The 20,271-nt window shown below is 61.6% G+C and carries 19 protein-coding genes, 1 pseudogene and 1 riboswitch; all 20 genes and pseudogenes read left to right on the top strand.

The features are described from left to right. Positions 1-83: 83 nt before the first annotated feature. The 20 genes and pseudogenes from EN851_RS22980 to EN851_RS22885 all read left to right on the top strand — a co-directional run bounded on the left by EN851_RS22980 (position 84) and on the right by EN851_RS22885 (position 19,939). Positions 84-1,049 (top strand): hypothetical protein, encoded by a 966-nt coding sequence (locus tag EN851_RS22980; RefSeq protein WP_135906952.1) that lies wholly within the window; start codon positions 84-86, stop codon positions 1,047-1,049. Between the two features lie 59 nt (positions 1,050-1,108). Then, entirely contained in the window at positions 1,109-2,083 is a 975-nt protein-coding gene (gene nadA / locus EN851_RS22975) for a quinolinate synthase NadA (RefSeq protein ID WP_135906950.1), read from the top strand. Next, complete coding sequence (locus EN851_RS22970) at positions 2,080-3,621, top strand: L-aspartate oxidase (protein ID WP_135906948.1); 1,542 nt, start codon at positions 2,080-2,082, stop codon at positions 3,619-3,621. The genes nadA and EN851_RS22970 overlap by 4 nt, the downstream gene beginning before the upstream one ends. Continuing rightward, on the top strand, positions 3,621-4,487 hold the full coding sequence (gene nadC / locus EN851_RS22965) for a carboxylating nicotinate-nucleotide diphosphorylase (RefSeq protein WP_135906946.1): 867 nt from the start codon (positions 3,621-3,623) through the stop codon (positions 4,485-4,487). Before EN851_RS22970 ends, nadC begins: the two co-directional genes overlap by 1 nt. Positions 4,488-4,635: 148 nt before the next feature. Beyond that, positions 4,636-4,737: pseudogene (locus EN851_RS37290) on the top strand (biotin synthase); the annotation flags it as partial. Between the two features lie 115 nt (positions 4,738-4,852). Further along, entirely contained in the window at positions 4,853-5,305 is a 453-nt protein-coding gene (gene panD / locus EN851_RS22955; protein ID WP_135880787.1) for an aspartate 1-decarboxylase, read from the top strand. Positions 5,306-5,413: 108 nt separating this feature from the next. Further along, a riboswitch (TPP riboswitch) is annotated at positions 5,414-5,530 on the top strand. Positions 5,531-5,635: 105 nt separating this feature from the next. Continuing rightward, complete coding sequence (gene thiC, locus EN851_RS22950) at positions 5,636-7,471, top strand: phosphomethylpyrimidine synthase ThiC (protein WP_135906944.1); 1,836 nt, start codon at positions 5,636-5,638, stop codon at positions 7,469-7,471. After that, positions 7,468-8,469: a glycine oxidase ThiO gene (gene thiO / locus EN851_RS22945; protein ID WP_135906942.1), complete on the top strand. Its 1,002-nt coding sequence runs from the start codon at positions 7,468-7,470 to the stop codon at positions 8,467-8,469. The genes thiC and thiO overlap by 4 nt, the downstream gene beginning before the upstream one ends. Further along, complete coding sequence (thiS, locus tag EN851_RS22940; protein ID WP_135880790.1) at positions 8,438-8,638, top strand: sulfur carrier protein ThiS; 201 nt, start codon at positions 8,438-8,440, stop codon at positions 8,636-8,638. The genes thiO and thiS overlap by 32 nt, the downstream gene beginning before the upstream one ends. 1 nt (position 8,639) lies before the next feature. Next, positions 8,640-9,413, top strand: a complete 774-nt coding sequence (locus EN851_RS22935) for a thiazole synthase (protein WP_135906940.1) — start codon at positions 8,640-8,642, stop codon at positions 9,411-9,413. After that, positions 9,410-10,015 carry a thiamine phosphate synthase gene (locus tag EN851_RS22930; protein WP_135906938.1) on the top strand — a complete coding sequence of 202 codons (606 nt, stop codon included), beginning with the start codon at positions 9,410-9,412 and terminating at the stop codon, positions 10,013-10,015. The genes EN851_RS22935 and EN851_RS22930 overlap by 4 nt, the downstream gene beginning before the upstream one ends. After that, positions 10,006-10,767 carry a hydroxymethylpyrimidine/phosphomethylpyrimidine kinase gene (locus tag EN851_RS22925; RefSeq protein WP_135880793.1) on the top strand — a complete coding sequence of 254 codons (762 nt, stop codon included), beginning with the start codon at positions 10,006-10,008 and terminating at the stop codon, positions 10,765-10,767. The genes EN851_RS22930 and EN851_RS22925 overlap by 10 nt, the downstream gene beginning before the upstream one ends. 442 nt (positions 10,768-11,209) lie before the next feature. Next, positions 11,210-12,139 (top strand): helix-turn-helix domain-containing protein, encoded by a 930-nt coding sequence (locus EN851_RS22920; protein ID WP_135881135.1) that lies wholly within the window; start codon positions 11,210-11,212, stop codon positions 12,137-12,139. Positions 12,140-12,243: 104 nt separating this feature from the next. Then, a complete protein-coding gene (locus tag EN851_RS22915) occupies positions 12,244-13,650 on the top strand; it encodes an aldehyde dehydrogenase family protein (protein ID WP_135906936.1) in 1,407 nt (468 codons plus the stop codon). Positions 13,651-13,696: 46 nt separating this feature from the next. Then, entirely contained in the window at positions 13,697-15,292 is a 1,596-nt protein-coding gene (locus EN851_RS22910) for a GMC family oxidoreductase N-terminal domain-containing protein (RefSeq protein WP_135906934.1), read from the top strand. Between the two features lie 122 nt (positions 15,293-15,414). Continuing rightward, the gene (locus EN851_RS22905; protein ID WP_167531270.1) at positions 15,415-16,602 is read left to right on the top strand and encodes an ABC transporter substrate-binding protein; all 1,188 of its coding nucleotides are present in this window, start codon (positions 15,415-15,417) and stop codon (positions 16,600-16,602) included. 11 nt (positions 16,603-16,613) lie between these two features. Then, positions 16,614-17,486, top strand: a complete 873-nt coding sequence (locus EN851_RS22900; RefSeq protein WP_135880797.1) for a branched-chain amino acid ABC transporter permease — start codon at positions 16,614-16,616, stop codon at positions 17,484-17,486. Positions 17,487-17,538: 52 nt separating this feature from the next. Then, complete coding sequence (locus tag EN851_RS22895; protein WP_135906930.1) at positions 17,539-18,522, top strand: branched-chain amino acid ABC transporter permease; 984 nt, start codon at positions 17,539-17,541, stop codon at positions 18,520-18,522. Beyond that, the gene (locus EN851_RS22890) at positions 18,519-19,235 is read left to right on the top strand and encodes an ATP-binding cassette domain-containing protein (protein WP_135906928.1); all 717 of its coding nucleotides are present in this window, start codon (positions 18,519-18,521) and stop codon (positions 19,233-19,235) included. Before EN851_RS22895 ends, EN851_RS22890 begins: the two co-directional genes overlap by 4 nt. Further along, positions 19,232-19,939, top strand: a complete 708-nt coding sequence (locus EN851_RS22885; RefSeq protein WP_135906926.1) for an ABC transporter ATP-binding protein — start codon at positions 19,232-19,234, stop codon at positions 19,937-19,939. Before EN851_RS22890 ends, EN851_RS22885 begins: the two co-directional genes overlap by 4 nt. Positions 19,940-20,271: the final 332 nt, after the last annotated feature.

Genomic DNA, 20,271 nt, shown 5'->3' with positions numbered 1-20,271 from the left:
TTGACGGGCGGCGTGCGGCAGTTCACTTTTCGCTCGACTTGCCCATTTGAGTGCCTTCACATCGGAATTCCATCACAGCCCATATGCAAGACAACACAACCCAGGTGACAAAGCAGGCTCAAAGGAACAGTCAGAGCCATGCCGTCAGCGCGGACCTGATCGCCGTTGTCATCGCGGTGACCGACGGTAAGCCACGCGTCCTCACCATCGAGCAGGCTCAGGCTTTGCCATCCGGGCTTTTTGAGCTCGGCCATCGCTCCTTGCAGTCGGGTCTGCGAGCGTGGGTGGAGCGGCAGACCGGTCATCAACTGGGCTATATTGAACAACTCTACACCTTCGCCGACCGCGACCGGACCGACGACGAGCGCGTGCAGATCTCGATCAGCTATCTTGGCCTGACGCGGGAAGAGCAGGCAGAACATTCGCAAACACATGGCTGGCACGGATGGTACGACTATTTTCCATGGGAAGATCACCGCGCCGGCGTGCCTTCTATCCTGCCTGACATCGTCCTGCCGCGTCTTTCGGCGTGGTCCGACGACGCGGAAGACCCAAGCATACACCGCGACCGCCGGCAGCGCGTGGCATATGCTTTCGGTCTGGATGATCGCGACTGGAATGAGGAACTCGTCCTGCAGAGATACGAGCTGCTCTACGAAGCCGCGCTGGTGGCCGAGGCCACACGCGGACGGGACAACGGCAATCCGCCGTCCATCCCTGGCCTTCCGATGATCGCAGATCACCGGCGTATTCTGGCAACGGGAATGTCCAGACTGCGGACCAAGATCAAGTACCGCCCCGTCGTCTTCGAGTTGATGCCAGCAACGTTCACATTGCTGCAGCTGCAGCGAACCGTGGAGGCTCTGGCTGGCAGGCTCGTTCACAAGCCGAACTTTCGGCGTCTGATCGAAGAGCAGGATCTGGTCGAGGAGACAGGCGAGACGATGTCCGACACCGGGGGGCGCCCAGCGAAGCGCTTCCGCTTTCGCCAAACGGTCTTGGTGGAGCGAACCGTCGCAGGGACGAAATTGCCACTCTCACGCGGTTGACATTTCTTATACTCAAGATAAGTATATGTCAGTTATACTCATTTGGAGAATAATTGGCTATGCCTGTCACTTCCGCGCGCACGGCCGCGCTGTACGACCGCGTGCGGCAAGTCATTCCGTCAATCGAGTGGCCGGCATTCGCCGATGGTATCGAAGCCATCCTCGATCTGAAACGGCGGCGCAATGCCGTTATCCTGGCGCACAACTACCAGACGCCTGAGATCTTCCACTGCGTTGCCGACATCGTCGGCGACAGCCTGGCGCTTGCCCGCAAGGCGATGGCGGTCGAAGCGGATGTCATTGTGCTGGCTGGCGTGCATTTTATGGCCGAAACGGCGAAGCTGCTCAACCCGCAAAAGACGGTGCTCATTCCCGACCTACGGGCAGGCTGTTCGCTGGCGGGCTCCATCACCGCCGAGGACATCCGCCTGCTACGGCTACGCTGTCCCGGCGTGCCTGTCGTCACCTATGTCAACACGTCGGCCGAGGTGAAGGCCGAGTCCGACATCTGCTGCACCTCGGGCAACGCGAAGGCCGTCGTCGAGTCCCTGGGTGTTCCTCGGGTGATCATGTTGCCGGACGAATATCTCGCCCGGAATATAGCCGCCCAGACCGACGTGGAGATCATCGCCTGGTCGGGACATTGCGAGGTGCATGAGCGCTTCACGCCGGCCGACATCAGGGAATTGCGCGAAAGCCATCCGGGCGTGACGGTGCTCGCGCATCCCGAATGTCCGCCCGAAGTGGTGGCCGTAGCCGATTTTTCCGGCTCGACGGCCGCCATGTCCGACTATGTCGGAAGACAAAAGCCAGCGCGGGTCGTGCTGATGACCGAATGTTCGATGAGCGACAACGTTGCGGTGGAGCATCCCGAAGTCGAGTTCATCCGGCCTTGCAACCTCTGCCCGCACATGAAGCGGATAACGCTCGCCAACATCCGTACTGCGCTCGAACAGAACCGCCATGTCGTAACCATCGAATCGGAGATTGCAGGGCGTGCGCGGCTGGCCGTCGAGCGGATGCTGGCGGTATGAGCATGGACGTTCGCGATCTCGCCCGCCGGCCGGTCATCATCGGCGGCGGCATAGCCGGGCTGATGACCGCGCTGCACATGGCGCCTGAGCCGGTGCTGCTCCTGTCGAGATCGCCGCTTGGCGCGGAGGCGTCGAGTGCGTGGGCGCAGGGCGGGCTGGCCGCCAGCCTGGGCGGCGATGATGAACCGGCGCTCCATCTTGCCGACACGCTCGCCGCAGGGGACGGCCTTTGCGATGCGGATACAGCAAGGCGCATCGTGTACGCCGCGCCCGCGGCGATCGAGGATCTGACGCGCCTTGGGGCTCGCTTCGATCGCACATCTGCAGGAGTTCTGCGTCTCGGGCTGGAAGCCGCGCATAGCAGGCGGCGCATCGTTCATGCCGGAGGTGACGGCAGCGGAAGGGAGGTGATGCGCGCCCTGATCGCGGCCGTGCGCTCCACGCCTTCGGTTCTTGTCGTGGAAGGAGTCGAAGCACGCCGGCTGGCCGTCGAGGACGGCAGAATCGCCGGTGTTGTGGCGAGCGGTCCGACAGGTCCGGTGTTCTTTGCCACGGGACGGGCCGTTCTCGCCACGGGCGGCATCGGCGGCCTGTTCCGCGACTCAACCAACCCACTGGGCAGCTGCGGACAGGGTCTGGCGCTTGCGGCGCGCGCGGGTGCCGTCCTTGCCGATCTGGAGTTCATTCAGTTCCACCCGACCGCGCTTGACGGGCCCGGCCGTCCGATGCCGCTCATCAGCGAGGCGGTTCGCGGAGAAGGTGCAACAATCGTCGACGAAACAGGGCGGCGCTTCCTCGATGGCCTGCTCGGGGCGGAACTCGCACCGCGCGACATCGTCGCGCGCGCCGTCTGGCGACATCTTGCCGACGGCCATCGCGTCTTCCTCGACGTCCGCGAGAAGCCAGGCACGATGTTCGCGCAGCAATTTCTGACAATCGCATCAGCCTGCGGCAAGGCCGGCATCGATCCGGCGCGAGACCTCATTCCCATCCGGCCGGCCCAGCATTACCACATGGGTGGTGTCGCCGTGGATCTGGCCGGGCGAACATCGGTTCCTGGACTTTGGGCATGCGGCGAAGTCGCGTCGACCGGGCTGCACGGCGCCAACCGGCTCGCCAGCAACTCGCTGACCGAGGCCGTCGTTTGCGCGCGCTGGGTTGCCGAAAGCGTCGCTGGTGCACCGGACGGCGGTGGGAAGCCAGCGATGGCAGCTAACCTGCCCGCGCCGGATCCGAGGCCTGTGCGCCCTCTCCTGTCACATGCCCTTGGCGTCACGCGGGATGGCGAAGGTTTGAAAGAGGCTGCGCGCGCCTTGTTGCTGCTGTTGCATCGGCACGACACAGCGTCCGATCCCGCCGCCGTAGGGCTGATGATCGCGGTTGCCGCCTTGCTGCGCCGCGAAAGCCGTGGCGCTCACTACCGGAACGACTTTCCCCATCAAGCGGCCGTCGCCCGCCGCTCCGAAATCAGGCTCGACGCGGCCATGTTTGCGGCGCGGGAACTCGGCAACTCTCCAATGCTCGAAAGCGTCGCTTGATGAACCTATCCCCCCTTCCAACGATCATGCTCGAGCCTCTGGTGCGGGCAGCTCTGCTCGAGGACCTTGGCAAGGCCGGTGATTTGACCACTGATGCCATCGTACCGAAGGACCATCATGCGACAACGGTGCTGACTGCGCGCGAGGCCGGAACTATAGCCGGTCTCGACCTGGCGATGCTCGCTTTCAGGTTGATCGACCAGGATGTCGAGATGACAGTGGAGCGAGCGGACGGCAGCAACATCGCGCAAGGTGAGACCATCGCATCGGTCAGCGGTCCGGCCCGGGCCATACTCACCGCGGAACGGACGGCGCTCAATTTTCTGTGCCATCTGAGCGGTATCGCCACCGCGACGGCATTGATCGTCGCGGCGGTCCGCGGCCACGGCGCAAGAATCGTCTGCACGCGCAAGACGACGCCTGGATTGCGAGCGGTCGAAAAATATGCCGTGCGCGCCGGTGGCGGCTCCAATCATCGTTTCGGTCTCGACGACGCCATCCTGATTAAGGACAACCACATCGCCATCGCTGGCGGAATTCGCATGGCAATCGAGCGCGCGCGATGCAGCGTCGGCCACCTAGTCAAGATCGAAGTCGAGGTCGATACGCTAGCCCAGTTAGAAGAGGCTATGGCCCTCGCCCCAGACGCCGTCCTGCTCGACAACATGTCTGTCGACGAATTGCGCCAAGCAGTGGCGATGGTTGCCGGCCAGGCGATTACCGAGGCGTCGGGCAGGATAACGCCGGCGACGGCTCCAGCCGTCTCCGCGACCGGTGTCGACCTGATCTCCATCGGCTGGTTGACCCACAGCGCGCCAATCCTCGATATCGGGCTCGACTCCGCGAAATTTGTCCGTCGGGCCTGACAATCGGCGGTCGACCGGACGCTTTTTCGACCCAGCCCGCCAAGTTCAAAGGTGCCTAGGTCGCCCAATGCAAGGGGAACAGGATGGAAATGCACGCAGCGATTTCGGAAAAACCATGCGTGAAGCTCAATCCTTCGACGGCCACCGGATGTGGACCGTGGAAGCTGCTCGGGCGCTGCATGACGCGCCTTTCAACGACCTGCTGTTTCAAGCGCAAACCGTTCACCGCCGGAATTTCGATCCCAACAGGCGGCGGCGGGCGCTGGTCTCAGCGGCGGCGCCCTCGTCGTCGGAATCTAGCGGGGTAACCCGGCCACCCAGAGGATGGCGGGACGATTCATCCATGATGATAGGAAACAGGACCATTGCGAAAACTAGTCGCTGGCAAGCTGCACGGCATCTACGTCACCGAAGCGAACCTCAACTACCATGGATCGATAACGCTGGACCCTGACCACTGCGAAGCAGCCGGGATCCTGCCGATGGAATTTGTGGAGATTTGGAACAAGAATTCCGGTGCGCGGATTTCGACCTATGTCATTTTCGGCGAGCGCGGCTCACGATGCTGCATCCTCAATGGTGCGGCTGCCCGCACCTGCCAGCCAGACGACCAGATCATTGTTTGCAACTCCATATACCTGGACGAAGCGAATATCACCTCGTTGAAGCCGCGGATCATCACCTTCGACCAGGACAATCACATACTCGATCGCCTGAGCTACTCCGTCGATCTTGACGCACATGGGCGTTACAGTTTCTCGATCCTTGACGAGGCGAATGAGCCTTTGGCCATTCCTGCGCTGGTCTCCGGCGCGTGACTTCCTCTCGAGATTTGCCCGTGCTTTGCGCGGGGTTTCATTAGTCGCCGATCACCGCCGCAGGTGGAAATGCGCTTGACAAAGCAGTGTCGGCTCGGTCAATTCGAAAACATTCACCAGGGGAGTCCCGGCAAGGGGCTGAGATACTGCTGGCTATCGCGGCGCAGTGACCCGTTGAACCTGATCCAGTTCATACTGGCGTAGGGACGGTGCAAGCGCTTTGCGGGAGTTTACGCCCGAAGACCTGTTTTCAAGCAGGTCGACCAAAGCGTCTTTTCATCCTTCCGGCACAGAACTGGGTCTCCAATGCATGAGCAAAGGAGCCTCAAGATGAATGCCCTAACCCCAGCCGTCTCAACGGGACCGCTGCCTGCCTCACGGAAAATCCACAAGCCCGGCGTCCTCCATCCGCACATCAAAGTGCCGATGCGCGAAATCTCCGTCCATCCGACAGCGGGCGAGCCGCCCATCACCGTCTACGATCCGTCCGGCCCCTATACCGACCAGACTGTCGAAACCAGCATCGAAAAGGGCCTCGCCCGGCCTCGCCACGAATGGATCACGGCGCGGGGCGATGTCGAAGCCTATGACGGCCGCCATGTGCGGCCGGAAGACAATGGCTTCGTCACGGGTGAGCGCCTGACGCCGGAATTTCCCATTCGCAACCGGCCGCTAAGGGCCAGGGCCGGCAAGGCGGTGACACAGCTTGCCTATGCGCGCGCCGGCATCATCACGCCCGAGATGGAGTTCGTCGCCATCCGCGAAAACCTCGGCCGGGAAATCGCCCGCGGCAAGCTGCAACGCGACGGTGAAAGCTTCGGCGCGGCTATTCCCGATTTCGTCACGCCGGAATTCGTACGCGACGAGGTGGCGCACGGGCGGGCGATCATTCCAGCCAACATCAACCACCCAGAGAGCGAACCGATGATCATCGGGCGCAATTTCCTCGTCAAGATCAACGCCAATATCGGCAATTCCGCTGTCACTTCCTCGATGGCCGAAGAGGTCGAAAAAATGGTCTGGGCGATCCGCTGGGGCGCCGATACGGTGATGGACCTGTCGACCGGCCGCAACATCCACAACATTCGCGACTGGATCCTGCGCAATTCACCGGTGCCGATCGGCACGGTGCCGCTTTACCAGGCGCTCGAGAAGGTCGGCGGCATCGCCGAGGACCTGACCTGGGAGGTGTACCGCGACACGCTGATCGAGCAGGCCGAACAAGGCGTCGACTATTTCACCATCCATGCCGGTGTGCGGCTGCATTACATCCCGCTGACCGTCGACCGGGTCACGGGCATCGTCTCGCGCGGTGGCTCGATCATGGCCAAATGGTGCCTGCACCATCACCGGGAAAGCTTCCTCTATGAGCATTTCGAGGAGATCTGCGACATCTGCCGCGCCTATGACGTATCCTTCTCGCTCGGCGACGGCCTTCGTCCGGGCTCGATCGCCGATGCCAATGATGCGGCGCAATTCGCCGAGCTGGAAACGCTCGGCGAATTGACGCAGATCGCCTGGGCCAAGGATTGCCAGGTGATGATCGAAGGTCCCGGCCATGTGCCGATGCACAAGATCAAGGAGAATATGGACAAGCAGCTCGCTGTCTGCGGCGAGGCGCCCTTCTATACGCTTGGACCACTGACGACCGACATTGCGCCGGGCTATGACCATATCACCTCAGGCATTGGTGCTGCCATGATCGGCTGGTTCGGCACCGCCATGCTCTGCTATGTCACGCCCAAGGAGCATCTCGGCCTTCCCGATCGCAACGACGTCAAGATTGGCGTGATCACCTACAAAATCGCCGCCCATGCCGCCGATCTGGCGAAGGGCCATCCGGCAGCGAAAGTCAGGGATGATGCCCTTTCCCGCGCGCGCTTCGAGTTCCGCTGGGAAGACCAGTTCAACCTGTCGCTCGACCCCGAAACCGCGCGGTCCTTCCACGACCAGACCTTGCCCAAGGAGGCGCACAAGCTGGCGCATTTCTGCTCGATGTGCGGGCCGAAATTCTGCTCCATGCGTATCTCCCACGACATCCGCGCCGAAGCCCAGAAGGAAGGCATGGCGGCGATGGCGGCGAAATACCGCGAGGGCGGCGATCTCTACATGCCGGCTGACGAGACCGGCGTAGCGCTCATGCCAGAGGCGCCGGAGCCATCATGAGGGTGTTGGTCAAAGGGGCCGGCGTCGCCGGCCTCACCGCCGCCTTCGAACTCGCCGCCCGCGGCGCGACGGTCACAGTCGCTGAGATCCGGCAGACCCTTGGCGGCAATGCCTCGTGGTTCGCCGGCGGCATGCTGGCGCCATGGTGCGAGCGTGAAAGCGCCGAGCAGCCGGTGCTGGATCTCGGACGCGTCGCCGCCGACTGGTGGGATGCGGCACTGCCGGATCAGGTGACACGGGCCGGAACACTGGTCGTGGCCATGCCGCGAGATGCCGGTGAGCTTGACCGGTTCGCCAGTCGCACGTGGGGGCATCGGCGTGTCGACGGAGATGAAATCGCGTTCCTGGAGCCCGACCTTGCCGGCCGCTTTCGCCGCGGGCTGCTGTTCCCCGACGAAGCCCATCTCGACCCGCGCCGGGCGATGGCGGCACTCCATGACAGGTTGTCGGCCATGGGTGTCGAATTCCAGTTCGATGTCGATATCAGGCGGATTTCCGGTTTCGATCGTTGGATCGACTGCACGGGAATGGCAGCAGCCGATGACAGGCTGCGCGGCGTTCGCGGCGAAATGCTGATCCTGCGCGCGCCTGATATCTCGCTGTCTCGCCCGGTCAGGCTGCTGCATCCGCGCTTTCCACTCTATGCGGTGCCGCGCGCCGACCACCGTTTCATGATCGGCGCGACAATGGTTGAAAGCCAGTCCGCCGGTCCGGTGACGGCACGTTCGATGATGGAGCTGCTGAGTGCCGCCTATGCCCTCCACCCGGCCTTTGGCGAGGCCGAGATCGTCGAAACCGGTGTCGGCGTTCGTCCGGCCTTTGCCGACAATCTGCCGCGGGTCGAAACGAACGGCGGGATCATCGCGATCAACGGGCTTTATCGACACGGTTTTCTCCTCGCCCCCGCCATGGCGCGCCAGGCCGCCGACCTGGTTTTCAGCCAGGACAGAACCAAGGAGCTTGCTCATGAAACTGACCGTCAACGGCGAAGCGCGTGAGGTTGCCACCGCCACCACGCTAGCCGAATTGCTTGCCGCGCTCGACTATGAGGGCGACTGGCTCGCCACCGCCGTCAACAGCGACCTGGTGCACAAAGCCAGCCGGACGGCGTTCTGCTTGAACGAAGGCGACCGGATTGAAATCCTCTCGCCCATGCAGGGAGGCTAGCATGTTCGACCTTCTGGGGACGACGCTTCAATCCCGCCTGCTGCTCGGCACGGCTCAATATCCTTCGCCGGCCGTCCTTGCCGATGCAGTCAGGGCGTCGGGCACGTCGGTGGTGACCGTCTCTTTGCGGCGTGAGATGGCGGGCGGCAGGGCCGGCGAAAAATTCTGGTCGCTGATCCGCTCGCTCGGCACGAGAATCCTGCCCAACACGGCCGGCTGCCACTCCGTCAAGGAAGCGGTCACCACCGCGAACATGGCGCGCGAGGTCTTCGGCACGACCTGGATCAAACTCGAAGTGATCGGCAACCACGACACGCTGCAGCCGGACGTGTTCGGCCTGGTCGAAGCCGCCCGTATCCTGTGCGAGGACGGCTTTGCGGTATTCCCCTATACCACCGACGATCTCGTCGTCGCCGAGCGGCTGCTGGAAGCGGGCTGCAAGGTCCTGATGCCGTGGTGCGCACCGATCGGTTCCGCCTTGGGACCGGTCAACATGACGGCGCTGCGCTCGATTCGCGGACATTTCCCAGGCGTCCCCCTGATCGTGGATGCGGGGCTGGGACGGCCGTCGCACGCTGCCACCGTCATGGAACTCGGCTTTGACGCCGTGCTGCTGAATACGGCGGTCGCCAGGGCGGCCGATCCCGTCGGCATGGCGCGTGCTTTCGGCAAGGCGGTCGAGGCCGGTCGTGAGGCTTTCAGCTCAGGAATGCTCGAACCGCGCGACGTCGCCGTGCCATCGACGCCGACGATCGGCAGGGCCGTTTTTTCATGAAGCTCGATCCCTTCTACCTGATCGTCGACAGCGCTGCCTGGATCGAGCGGCTGGTGCCGCTCGGCGTCAATCTGGTTCAGCTTCGCATAAAGACCATGGATGAGGCCGGATTACGCGCGGAGATCCGCTCAGCGAAGGCTTTGTGCGCTCGATACCGGTGCCAGCTGATCATCAATGATTACTGGCGGCTGGCGATCGAGGAAGGCTGCGACTTCGTTCATCTCGGTCAAGAGGATTTGCAAGCCGCCGACCTGACGCGGATACGGGCAGCCGGCGTGAGGCTCGGATTGAGCACCCATGATCATATCGAACTGGAAACGGCGATAAAAGCCGAACCCGACTACATCGCGCTTGGCCCCATCTACCCGACCATCCTGAAGAAGATGAAATGGGCGCCGCAAGGGCTCGAACGGGTCAGCGAATGGAAGCGTCGGGTCGCGCCTGTTCCACTGGTGGCCATCGGCGGCCTTAACCCGGACCGGCTCGATGGTGTCTTCGCGGCTGGCGCCGACAGCGCGGCAGTGGTGACTGACATTACATTGAATGCCGATCCCGAAGCACGCACCAGAGAGTGGATGGAAAAGACAGATCGATGGCGCTGAGGCGAGAACCGCATGTGCTTGTCGTTGGCGGATCGGACTCCAGCGGCGGGGCTGGAATTGCACGTGATATCGAGACGATCTCTTCCATTGGCGTGCGCACCTGCCTTGCTGTCACCGCGCTGACAGTGCAGACGCACGAAGCTGTCATGGAAATCCATCATTCGCCATCTCGCCTAGTGGCCGAGCAGATGCGCGCCGCGCTGCAGGCCAACGAGGTGGCCGCCATCAAGATCGGCATGCTCGCGGCGGCTGAGATCGTCGTTGCCGTTGCCGGCGTGCTGCGCGAGAATCCGCAGGTGCCGGCAGTACTTGACCCGGTGCTGGCCTCGACCTCAGGCCGGGCGCTCCTGGAAGCAGGCGCCATCACCGCCATGAAGCGCAATCTGATGCCGCTTTGCCGTCTCGTCACCCCCAATCTCATCGAGTTGGCGCTCCTTGTCAGCTCGGAATTGGCGATGGATGAGGGAAGCGCGCTTCAACAAGGACAAAGACTGCTGGCCGCCGGACCTCAGGCCCTGCTGATCAAGGGCGGCCACGCATCGGGACCTAGATCAACCGATATTTTATTGCGCTCCGATCAAGAACCAATCCACTTCGACTTGCCACGCCTTGCCGTATCGATGCGCGGGACGGGTTGCGTGCTGGCCAGCGCGATCGCGGCGCATCTGGCGAAGGCGAGCCCACTCGAAGACAGCGTGCGCAAAGGCAAGCGGTTTGTTTTCGAGAAGCTCCAGAGGCAAACAGCCGAATGACAGTGGCTTTATGCCAAGTCGATCTGCCCGCATGAGCGGCGCCATCTTTCGACACATCGGCGCTGTGCGTATCAGTAAGGAGGTCGGTTGGGGGCAATCCCTGGTCCCAATGGCATTCACTAGCGTGTCGGCTATGATGATCCGTACACGATTTATCTGACGCGACAGCCATGATCCCAACCGCCCGGCGACCGAGTCGGCCCTGTGCTAGCGCAACGGTCGACCCTGTGCGGGATGACATATTTTACAACAGCGCCTGGCGGACCACTTCCAAAGCCGGCATACTTCCAACCCTCGCCACGCAAAAAACGAGTTGACAAATGCGAGTATAAGGAATCGCTTAACATGGGAACTATCTTGGTCGGCAATGGGCAGGGTGGCTCGACGGTCTTTGGGAGAAGACGCCATGCAGCAGCTGCAGCACCTAGCGGAATTCGGTGGGATGACCGCCACGCAATGGCCTATACATTCCCTTGAGGAGTGGACTGCGGAACTGAAATCGATCTGCGGAAATTTCAACACGCAACGGGCCGAGCACACCCTCGTAACCGGCAATGCCACCATACTGGATGCAGGCGGGCTCGACCTTGCTCAGGTGGCGAACGATCTCGACGTGATCCGCCGCGACGTCGCCGATATCAGGATCGACTATAGCGAAAATCTCTTCCTGTTGCTGCAACTCGAAGGGAGTTGCGGTATCGAACAGAACGGAAGGCAATCTATCATTACCCCGGGCGACTGCATTCTCGTCGACAGCTCCAGCCCATCGATCTTCCATTTCGGCGGCCGTTTTTCCAACCACCTCTCGGTGCATCTCCCCCGCCAGTTGATCTTCGCCGACAAATCAGCACGGGTCGAAGTTTCACGCAGGGTAGAAGCGGAAGACCCGATGTCGGCGATGCTGCGAGCGGTCGTTGCCAAGCTTCTGAAAACAGACGCAAGCGACAAGCGAGCACCGCATCTGCGCGACCTCCTCTTCAGCACGACACGCCAGGCTTTCGCGACCGATAGTGAGATGGATGAGCCGCTGCTCTCGGACAGTTCCGGCGGCAGGTTGGAAGTCGTGCAGATACTCATCGACAGATATCTCACTGACGAGCATCTGACGCCGCAATGGCTTGCCGACAAGGTTGGTATTTCGCTGCGCACGCTGCAGGAGGACTTCAATGCACTTGGCACGACGGCGACATCGCTGATACGAATGCGCCGCCTGCATCTTGCTCACGAACAACTGGCGCAGATGAAGAACACCACGAAGGCGACCACGATCGCCGAGGTCGCCTATTCCGCTGGTTTCAACGATATCTCATATTTCAACCGCTGCTTCCGAAAGGCCTTCGCCTGTTCGCCAAAGGATATTCTCCAGCAGTGATAGCGCTGCGCTTTTGTCCTATTCGCGCCGCGTTCGAATCCAAGACAGAAACGGCGGCTTCAATATGAATGCTCCTCACAAATTGCTTTGGGAGGAGCTCGGATATGAAGCGCTACACGCTGTTCATCGGCGGCAAGCCGGTGGAAACCGCACGCCACGCCGATATCCTTAATCCTTCGACCGGGGAAGTTGTCGGCGCAATGCCCCTGGCCACGGTGGGGGACCTCGACGCAGCTGTTACTGCGGCAGCGGCTGCGTTCGAAAAGTGGCAGTTGAAATCGAGTCTGGAGCTGGCCGACGCCTGCCGCGCCATTGCCGCCAAGATAGAAGAAAATTCAGAAGAGCTTGCGCGCCTGTTGACGCTCGAACAGGGAAAGCCACTCAATGGTCTCGGCTCTCGCTTCGAGATCGGTGGTGCTGTCGCGTGGACCCGCCACACCGCGGAAATCGAGCTTCCTGTCGAAGTCCTGCAGGATACGCCTGAAGGTCGCGTGGAGTTGCATCGCAAGCCCATCGGCGTTGTCGGCTCGATCACACCATGGAACTGGCCGGTGATGATTGCCTGCTGGCACATCATTCCCGCAATCCGCGCCGGCAACACCGTTGTCATCAAGCCATCACCCCAGACACCATTGTCGACCATTCGCCTTGTTGAGCTGATGAACGAGGTTCTGCCGGCGGGCGTCGTCAACGTCGTCACTGGCGAGAACGAGATTGGCGCCGCCATGTCCGCCCATCCAGGCATCGCCAAACTGACCTTCACCGGCTCCACCTCCACTGGCAAGAAGGTCATGGCCAATGCCGTCGATACGCTCAAGCGGCTCACATTGGAATTAGGCGGCAACGACGCCGGCATCGTGCTCCCCGACGCCGACCCCAAGGAAATCGCCGAAGGGCTGTTCTGGGGCGCCTTCATCAACAACGGCCAAACCTGCGCCTGCCTGAAGCGCCTGTATGTCCATGACAGCCTTTATGACGCCGTGTGCGAAAGCCTCGTCGCCTATGCAGCCCACATTCCGGTTGGCGACGGCCTGTCGGAACAATCGATCCTTGGTCCCGTGCAGAATCGGATGCAACTCGACATCGTAGCTTCCTATGTCGAGGATGCACGCGCCAAAGGCGGCCGCGTTCTGATCGGCGGCCAGAGCAACGGTGGAACCGGTTACTTCTATCCGATCACAATCGTTGCCGATGTCGACCATGGCTGCGAGCTCGTCGATCGCGAGCAATTTGGCCCCGCCCTGCCAATCATCCGCTACACCGACCTCGCCGACGTGATCGCGAAGGCCAACGACAATCCGGCGGGCCTCGGCGGCTCCGTCTGGGGCCGGGATACGGCAAAGGCGAAACAGGTGGCCGGCCAACTGGAATGCGGCACCGTGTGGATCAACAAGCATGGAGCAATCCAGCCGAATGCGCCCTTTGGTGGGGTAAAGCAGTCCGGGATCGGCGTTGAATTCGGCGTCGACGGGCTGAAGGAATTCACCACCATTCAAACGATCTTTTGCTGACACCAACGCTGTCGCGAGCGTCTGCCCGCCCGCATCGGAGCAACCCATGAACGAATTCGACTATATCATCGTCGGTGGCGGCTCGTCCGGCTGCGTCGTTGCAGCCCGGCTGTCGGAGAATCCGCAGAACAAGGTCCTGCTCATTGAAAGCGGCGCGCGCGACACCGACAAATTCATCCATATCCCGGCGACGTTCTTCAAGGTGATCGAGAAGGGCAAGGATGTGCACTTCTACGTGTCCGAGCCGGACAAGGGGTTGAACGGCAAGCCCAACGTCGTGCCACAGGGCAATGTGATCGGCGGCGGCAGTTCCTTGAACGCCATGATCTATATTCGTGGCCAGCAGCAGGATTACGACACCTGGGCGCAAATGGGATGCCGCAACTGGTCCTATGACAAGGTTCTTCCTGTGTTTCGCGACGTTGAGGCCAATCAGCGCCTTTCGGGCGAATTCCATGGAGCAACCGGCTATCTCAAGGTCTCCGATCGCCGCTTTGGTCATCCCCTGTCCTGGGCCTTCATCCGGGCAGCACAGGAGGCCGGCCTTCCGTATAACGAAGACTTCAACGGCAAGGTGCAGCAAGGCGTCGGCTTCTACCAGACGACAACGCACAACGGCCGGCGCTGGAGCGCTGCGCAAGCCTTCCTGCGCGATGCCGAGAAGCGCGCGAACCTGACCATACTAACCGAAACCCGCGTCCACAAAGTTCTGTTTGTAGGCAGGAAAGCGGTCGGTGTGCTGACCGAGAATGGCGTCACCTATAAGGCTCGGCGCGAGATTGTTCTAACGGCAGGCGCGCTTGCCACACCCAAGATCCTGCAACTCTCGGGCATCGGCGAGGCCGAACATCTGAAGAGCCATGGGATCGACGTGATCGTGGATCTGCCGGGGGTCGGGGAAAATTATCAGGATCACCTCGAGGCCACGGTTCAGGCGGAGGTCAAGGATCCGATCTCGCTCTTCACCCAGGACAAGGGGCTGAAGGCGGCGGGCCACATGCTGCAATATCTTCTCACCAAGACCGGCCTCCTCACATCCAATGTTGTGGAGTCGGGCGGCTTCGTCGATACGGCCGGGACCGGCCAGCCGGATATCCAGTTTCATGTCCTGCCAACCTTCATCGGCTTTGCCGACCGGGCCGTGGAACCAGGTCACGGGATTGCCATCGGTCCTTGTTTCCTGAGGCCGCAATCACGGGGCACGGTCAAGCTGCGTTCGGCCAATCCTAGGGATAGTGCCCTGTTCAACGCGAATTCCTTCTCCAGTCCTGCCGATCTCGACACGCTCGTACGCGGGGTGGAATGGGCGATCCGGATCATTGAAGCCCCATCGCTCGCCCGCATCGTGAAGCGGCGTGTCCTGCCCACGCCCGGACTCGAGCGAGATCCCGAAGCCCTGCGGGACTATATCCGCTCGATTTCGAAGACGGTTTTTCATCCTTCGGGCACGGCCCGGATGGGCAGGCCGGACGACCGCATGGCCGTTGTTGGCGAGGATCTCGCGGTCCGCGGCGTAGAAGGGCTACGCGTGGCGGACGCCTCCATCATGCCAACCCTTGTCTCGGGCAACACCAATGCACCGGTCATCATGATCGGCGAGCGCGCCGCCCGCTTCATGCTGGGTAGGGACCTCGTCGCATGAAGTGACGGGATTTCGGACGACCTACTGATTTCAACAGTTCTTTGGGAGGAGAAAGCATGAAACGCACAACGATACTTCTGTCGGCATCGACGGCCGCGCTTATCCTGGCGAGTGGCTCAGCCATGGCTGCAGCGCAATGTGGATTGAACAACGGTCAGAAGGCGACCGGCGAGCCGATCAGGGTTGGTGCCCTGGTCGGTCAAACTGGCCCTGACGACTTCTCGTCTTCAGCCGACGCCGCGCGCGCCTATTTCAACTGTCTCAATGCCAATGGCGGTATCCACGGCCGCCCGATCGAATATCTGGTTGAAGACGACCAGTGGAACCCGGAAGTCGCGAGCCAGGTTGCGACCAAGCTGGTAAAGGACAAGGGCGTCGTCGCGCTGGTTGCCAACGGCTCTTTTGTTGAGATGGGCGTCAACGCCAAGCTCTACGCAGAGGAGGATGTCATGGCGATGGCGGCAGCTTGCGCCGTCGCCGAATGCTTCGAATCGAAGAACATTGTTTCGACCAATGAGGGACCCCTGCCCTCGAGCGTCGGAGCAGCCCAATGGGCCGTCGCCAATCTCGGTTCAAAGAACGTCGTTTGCATCGGGCTCACCATCCCCTCGGTCGGTCCCTATTCCTGTGGCTGGACCGAGAAGTACATGCAGTCCAAAGGACTCTCCGGCTCCAGTCTTTTGCTCGATCCGGGCGCGGCAGATATGAATGCCTCCGTTCTGGAAACCGTAGCGAGCGGCGCCGACACCGTTCTCGTGAACCTGCCGCGAGGAATGGCCGCAGCCTACCTCAAGGCCGTCGAGGAACAGAACCTGCGCGATAACTTCAAGTGGATATCCTCGACACCCCTCTATGATGCCGCGGTTCCCGCCATGCTCGGCGCCTATTGGAATGGTGTCATGAACGTCAATATCGAGCTCACGCCGATCGATGGCACCGGTCCAGACGCCAGCAACTGGCGCGCGATCATGGACAAGTATGCTCGCCCGGAGGATCCGCGCGACACCTTCAGCCAGTCGGGCTATCTCTCCGCCCGCTTCTTCACCGATGCCCTCCTGAAGCTCGATCCGGCGACCATTGATCGCAAATCGGTCTCAGAGGCGATCCGGGGAATCAAGAACGAGACCTCGGACCTGCTCTGCGGCCCCTACTACGTTGGCAAAGCCGACCGGCACATGCCCAACCATGCGAACATGATGGTTCAGATTTCGGGCAACGGCTTCAAGGTCGTCGGCGGCTGCACTGACGTCGACAGCGCGTATCTCGATCCTATCCGCTCCGCGGAAAAAGCCCTCGGCATAGCAAACTGATCGGCGAAGACATGAACGTCCTTGGCCTGTTCCTCGTATCCGGCCTTGCCGTCGGCGCACTCTATGCACTCGGCGGGGTTGGGCTGGTGCTGCTCAACCGCGCCACCGGCGTGCTCAATTTTGCCTACGGCGCCATCGGCGCCGTGGGCGCCATGGTCGCCTGGCAACTGCTTGAATGGCAATGGCCCGAGCCCGTTGCTTGGGTAGCCTGCATCGGGATCGCCCTCGCCCTGTCCGTCTCCTATGGCCGGCTGATCGCGCCGGGCCTCGCGCATCGCGAACCCATCGTCAAGGCGGTCGCTACGCTCGGGTTTGCCCTCGCTTTGCTCGGCGCCATGAACCTCCTGTGGGTGGTTACACCGCGCAAGCTGACACTCACCCTCGACGGGGCCTCCATGTCGATCCTAGGTCTGAGAATCACCGGAATCCGGATTTTGTCACTGCTTGCAGCTTTCAGCATTACCATCGGAATGGGTGTCTTCCTGATACGCACCCGCATTGGTTTGATGATGCGTGCGCTCGCCGACAACCGTGAGGTCGCATCGATCCTGGGTACGCCGGTAATCAGGGTGGAGACGATCGCCTGGGCCATTTCAGGCGTGCTCGCTGGTTTCACTGGCTTGATGTTTGCATCCCTCGTGCGACTTGACCCCGCAGTGCTGACCTTCCTCGTCATTCCCATCATCGCGACCACCATCCTCGGTCGCCTCACATCCATACCCGCGACTTTTGCCGGCGGCCTTGCCATCGGCGTCCTTGAAAGCGTGGTCACACTCTACAAGCCGTTCGCGCCGTTCCGCGTCGCAACGCCCTTTATCGTGGCTATCCTTGCCATGATGTGGCTCCAGCGCGGCCGTAGGCTGACCTTTGCCGGACAGGACTGAGAGCATGCAAGCAGAGCAAAAGCCTCTTTCCGGAATTCTGGCGCCTTCTGGCATGAGCCCAGCCGGCTTTTCGTTCGGCCGCTATGCACCGCAGCTTTTTTTCGTCGGCGCGGCCATCGTGGTGCCGTTTGTCGCAAGCGCCTTATGGCTCAAAGTCTTGACCGCCGTGGCGATCTACACACTGACCTCCGCCAGCATCGCGGTCCTCTATCGGCGTCTCGGCCTTGTGTCTCTGGCCCAGGTCTCGCTCATGGGGTGCGGCGGCTGGGTGGCGCTCCGTTTCGGCCATGGCTTCAAACTGCCATTCGAACTGAACCTTCTTGCCGGCGGCCTCTTTGCCGGACTGATCGGCATGATCCTCGCCTATCCGGCGCTGCGAATGCGCGGCCTTTATCTGGCGCTCATCACGTTGATGGCGGCGGGTGGCTTCGGTATCCTCATCAATGTCATTCAGTTCCCCAATGGGGGTGGCGGCTTTGCCGGTTTCGAAGTCAAGGCGATCGGTTATCTGCCACGGCCGGCGATCGCACAATCGGACGCGGCCTTCTTCAGCTATTGTCTGATCGTGGTGGCCGTCGGCTTCCTGTTGATCGACATCCATGAACGCAGCCGCGCCGGCCGTGGTTGGGCGCTTATTCGCAAAAGCGAGGCCGCCGCCATGGCCGCGGGTGTCAATGTGACGCTCTATAAAGTATGGGGCTTTGCCCTTTCCGGGTTTCTCGCCGGCATTGCGGGTGCCTTGCTCGCGGGCAATCTCCAACTGCTTGATGCACGCTCTTTCCCGCCCGCGGAATCGGTGATGATCTTCGCGCTGACGGTCGTCGGCGGCGCCTGGCACTGGTATGGCGCCGTGATCGCGGCACTGCTCTATCGGCTCCTCCCGGCCTTCCTCAACAACCTCGGCGTGGACGGCAACGCGGCCTACATCATCTTCGGATTTGCCCTTATTCACGCGCTTTCCACGGCTCCCAGGGGGCTGGCCGGACAGCTGTCGGATGGTTTGAAGCGGTTGCGCAAGACGGAGCCCTCCGCATGATCTCGATCGAGAATCTATCCGTTGCCTTCGGGGGAGTTACCGCGCTCAATGCGGTCACCGTCGAACTCACACAGCCGGTCTGCGGTATCATCGGGCCAAACGGGGCCGGCAAAACGACCCTTCTCAACGTATTGTCCGGCTTCGTTCTGCCCCAAAGCGGCTCAATCCACATGATGGACACCGACATACTGCCGATGAAACCACATCGGCGGGCTCGCTGGGGCCTGCGCCGTTCCTTTCAGAAGGAACAGGTGGTGGACGAACTGACGGTGGAGGACAACGTCCACGTCATGATCGACCAACTCGGACTGTCGGCGGCTGAACGGCTCCGTGCGACAGCTGCCGCGCTCGATTTTGTCGGGCTCACGGCGCTACGCCGAGCCTCGGCTGGAGGGTTGAATGCTTTTGAGCGTCGGATGATCGAAATCGCGCGCTGCGTCGTGGGACGCCCACGGGTGATCCTTCTGGATGAACCGGGAGCAGGCTTTTCCCAGGGCGAGGTCGAGAAATTGCGGCAAGTCATCTCCAGTATTCACGACGTAACCAGATCCATAACCCTGCTGATTGATCACGATGTCGATCTGATCCAGGCGGTTTGTCGGGAAACCATGGTGCTCGATTTTGGTTCGTTGATCGCCGTTGGCGACACCGCCAGCGTGCTGACCGATGAGAAAGTCCGCGCCGTCTATCTCGGCATGGAAGACGCTGCATGAGCACCCTGACAGTTCGTGATCTGGCGATTGATCGGGGCGGCAAGCGTGTCGTCAAGGACCTGTCCTTCACGCTGGTAAGCGGCCAGATTACTGCCCTTCTCGGGCCGAACGGCGCCGGCAAGAGCTCACTCGTCTTGGCGCTCGCCGGTGCGATCCCGATCGCGGCAGGCACAGTCGAAATCGACGGCAAACCGCTCACCGGCAAATCGCCCGAAGCCATCCGCGCGGCTGGCGTCGCCGCCGTGCCGGAGGGGCACCGGGTGCTCAACGGCCTCAACGTCGACGACAATTTGAAAGCCGCCGGTTTTCAGCTGTCTGCACGGGGTGCCGCCGAAGCCGTCGAGGAAGTCTACACGATCTTCCCTGAACTGGCCGAGCGAAAGCAACAGCGCGCGGGTACGCTCTCTGGTGGACAGCAACAGATGCTGTCGCTCGGCCAGGGTCTGGTCGCGCAACCAAAATTCATTCTCGCCGACGAGATGTCGCTCGGCCTTGCACCGCTGATCGTCAAGCGGCTGATGGATGTGCTGAGCAGACTGGCCCAGCACGGTACCGGCATACTCCTGATCGAGCAGTTTACCGCGCTCGCGCTGAAAAATGCTCAGGCGGCCCACGTGATGTCGCGTGGCCGTTTCAGCTTCAGCGGTACCCCCGCGAATCTTCAACAGCAACCGGATATCCTTCATCGGGCCTATCTCGGTTGAAGAGCAACGTCTTGGTATTGATGCGTTGTGCTCCACGAAGTGCCGCAGGGCTGGCCAACATTCGCTTTCCAGAGCGCAGCTGACCATTCAGACTAAGCCGAGACGACGAAACCCGGCCCGGCGATGACAGGGCCGCTGCATTGCATTCCGCCTCCGCTGGCCGCGATCGTTTTTCAAAGTGGCGTCGCAGCATCGAGGTGCCGACAGTGGTGGCGCCGACGCGCGCTCTGGCGCGTCCCGCAACGGCCTGATTACCACAATGCCATGCGCTGGACGCTCCCCTGACGCGGCCGCCGTCTTCGCCAAATAGCCGCGCCGATCCAGGCGCGAAA

The sequence above is a fragment of the Mesorhizobium sp. M8A.F.Ca.ET.208.01.1.1 genome (assembly GCF_004791315.1).
GTDB lineage: Bacteria > Pseudomonadota > Alphaproteobacteria > Rhizobiales > Rhizobiaceae > Mesorhizobium.
This window is presented reverse-complemented; position numbering and strand designations above follow the sequence as displayed.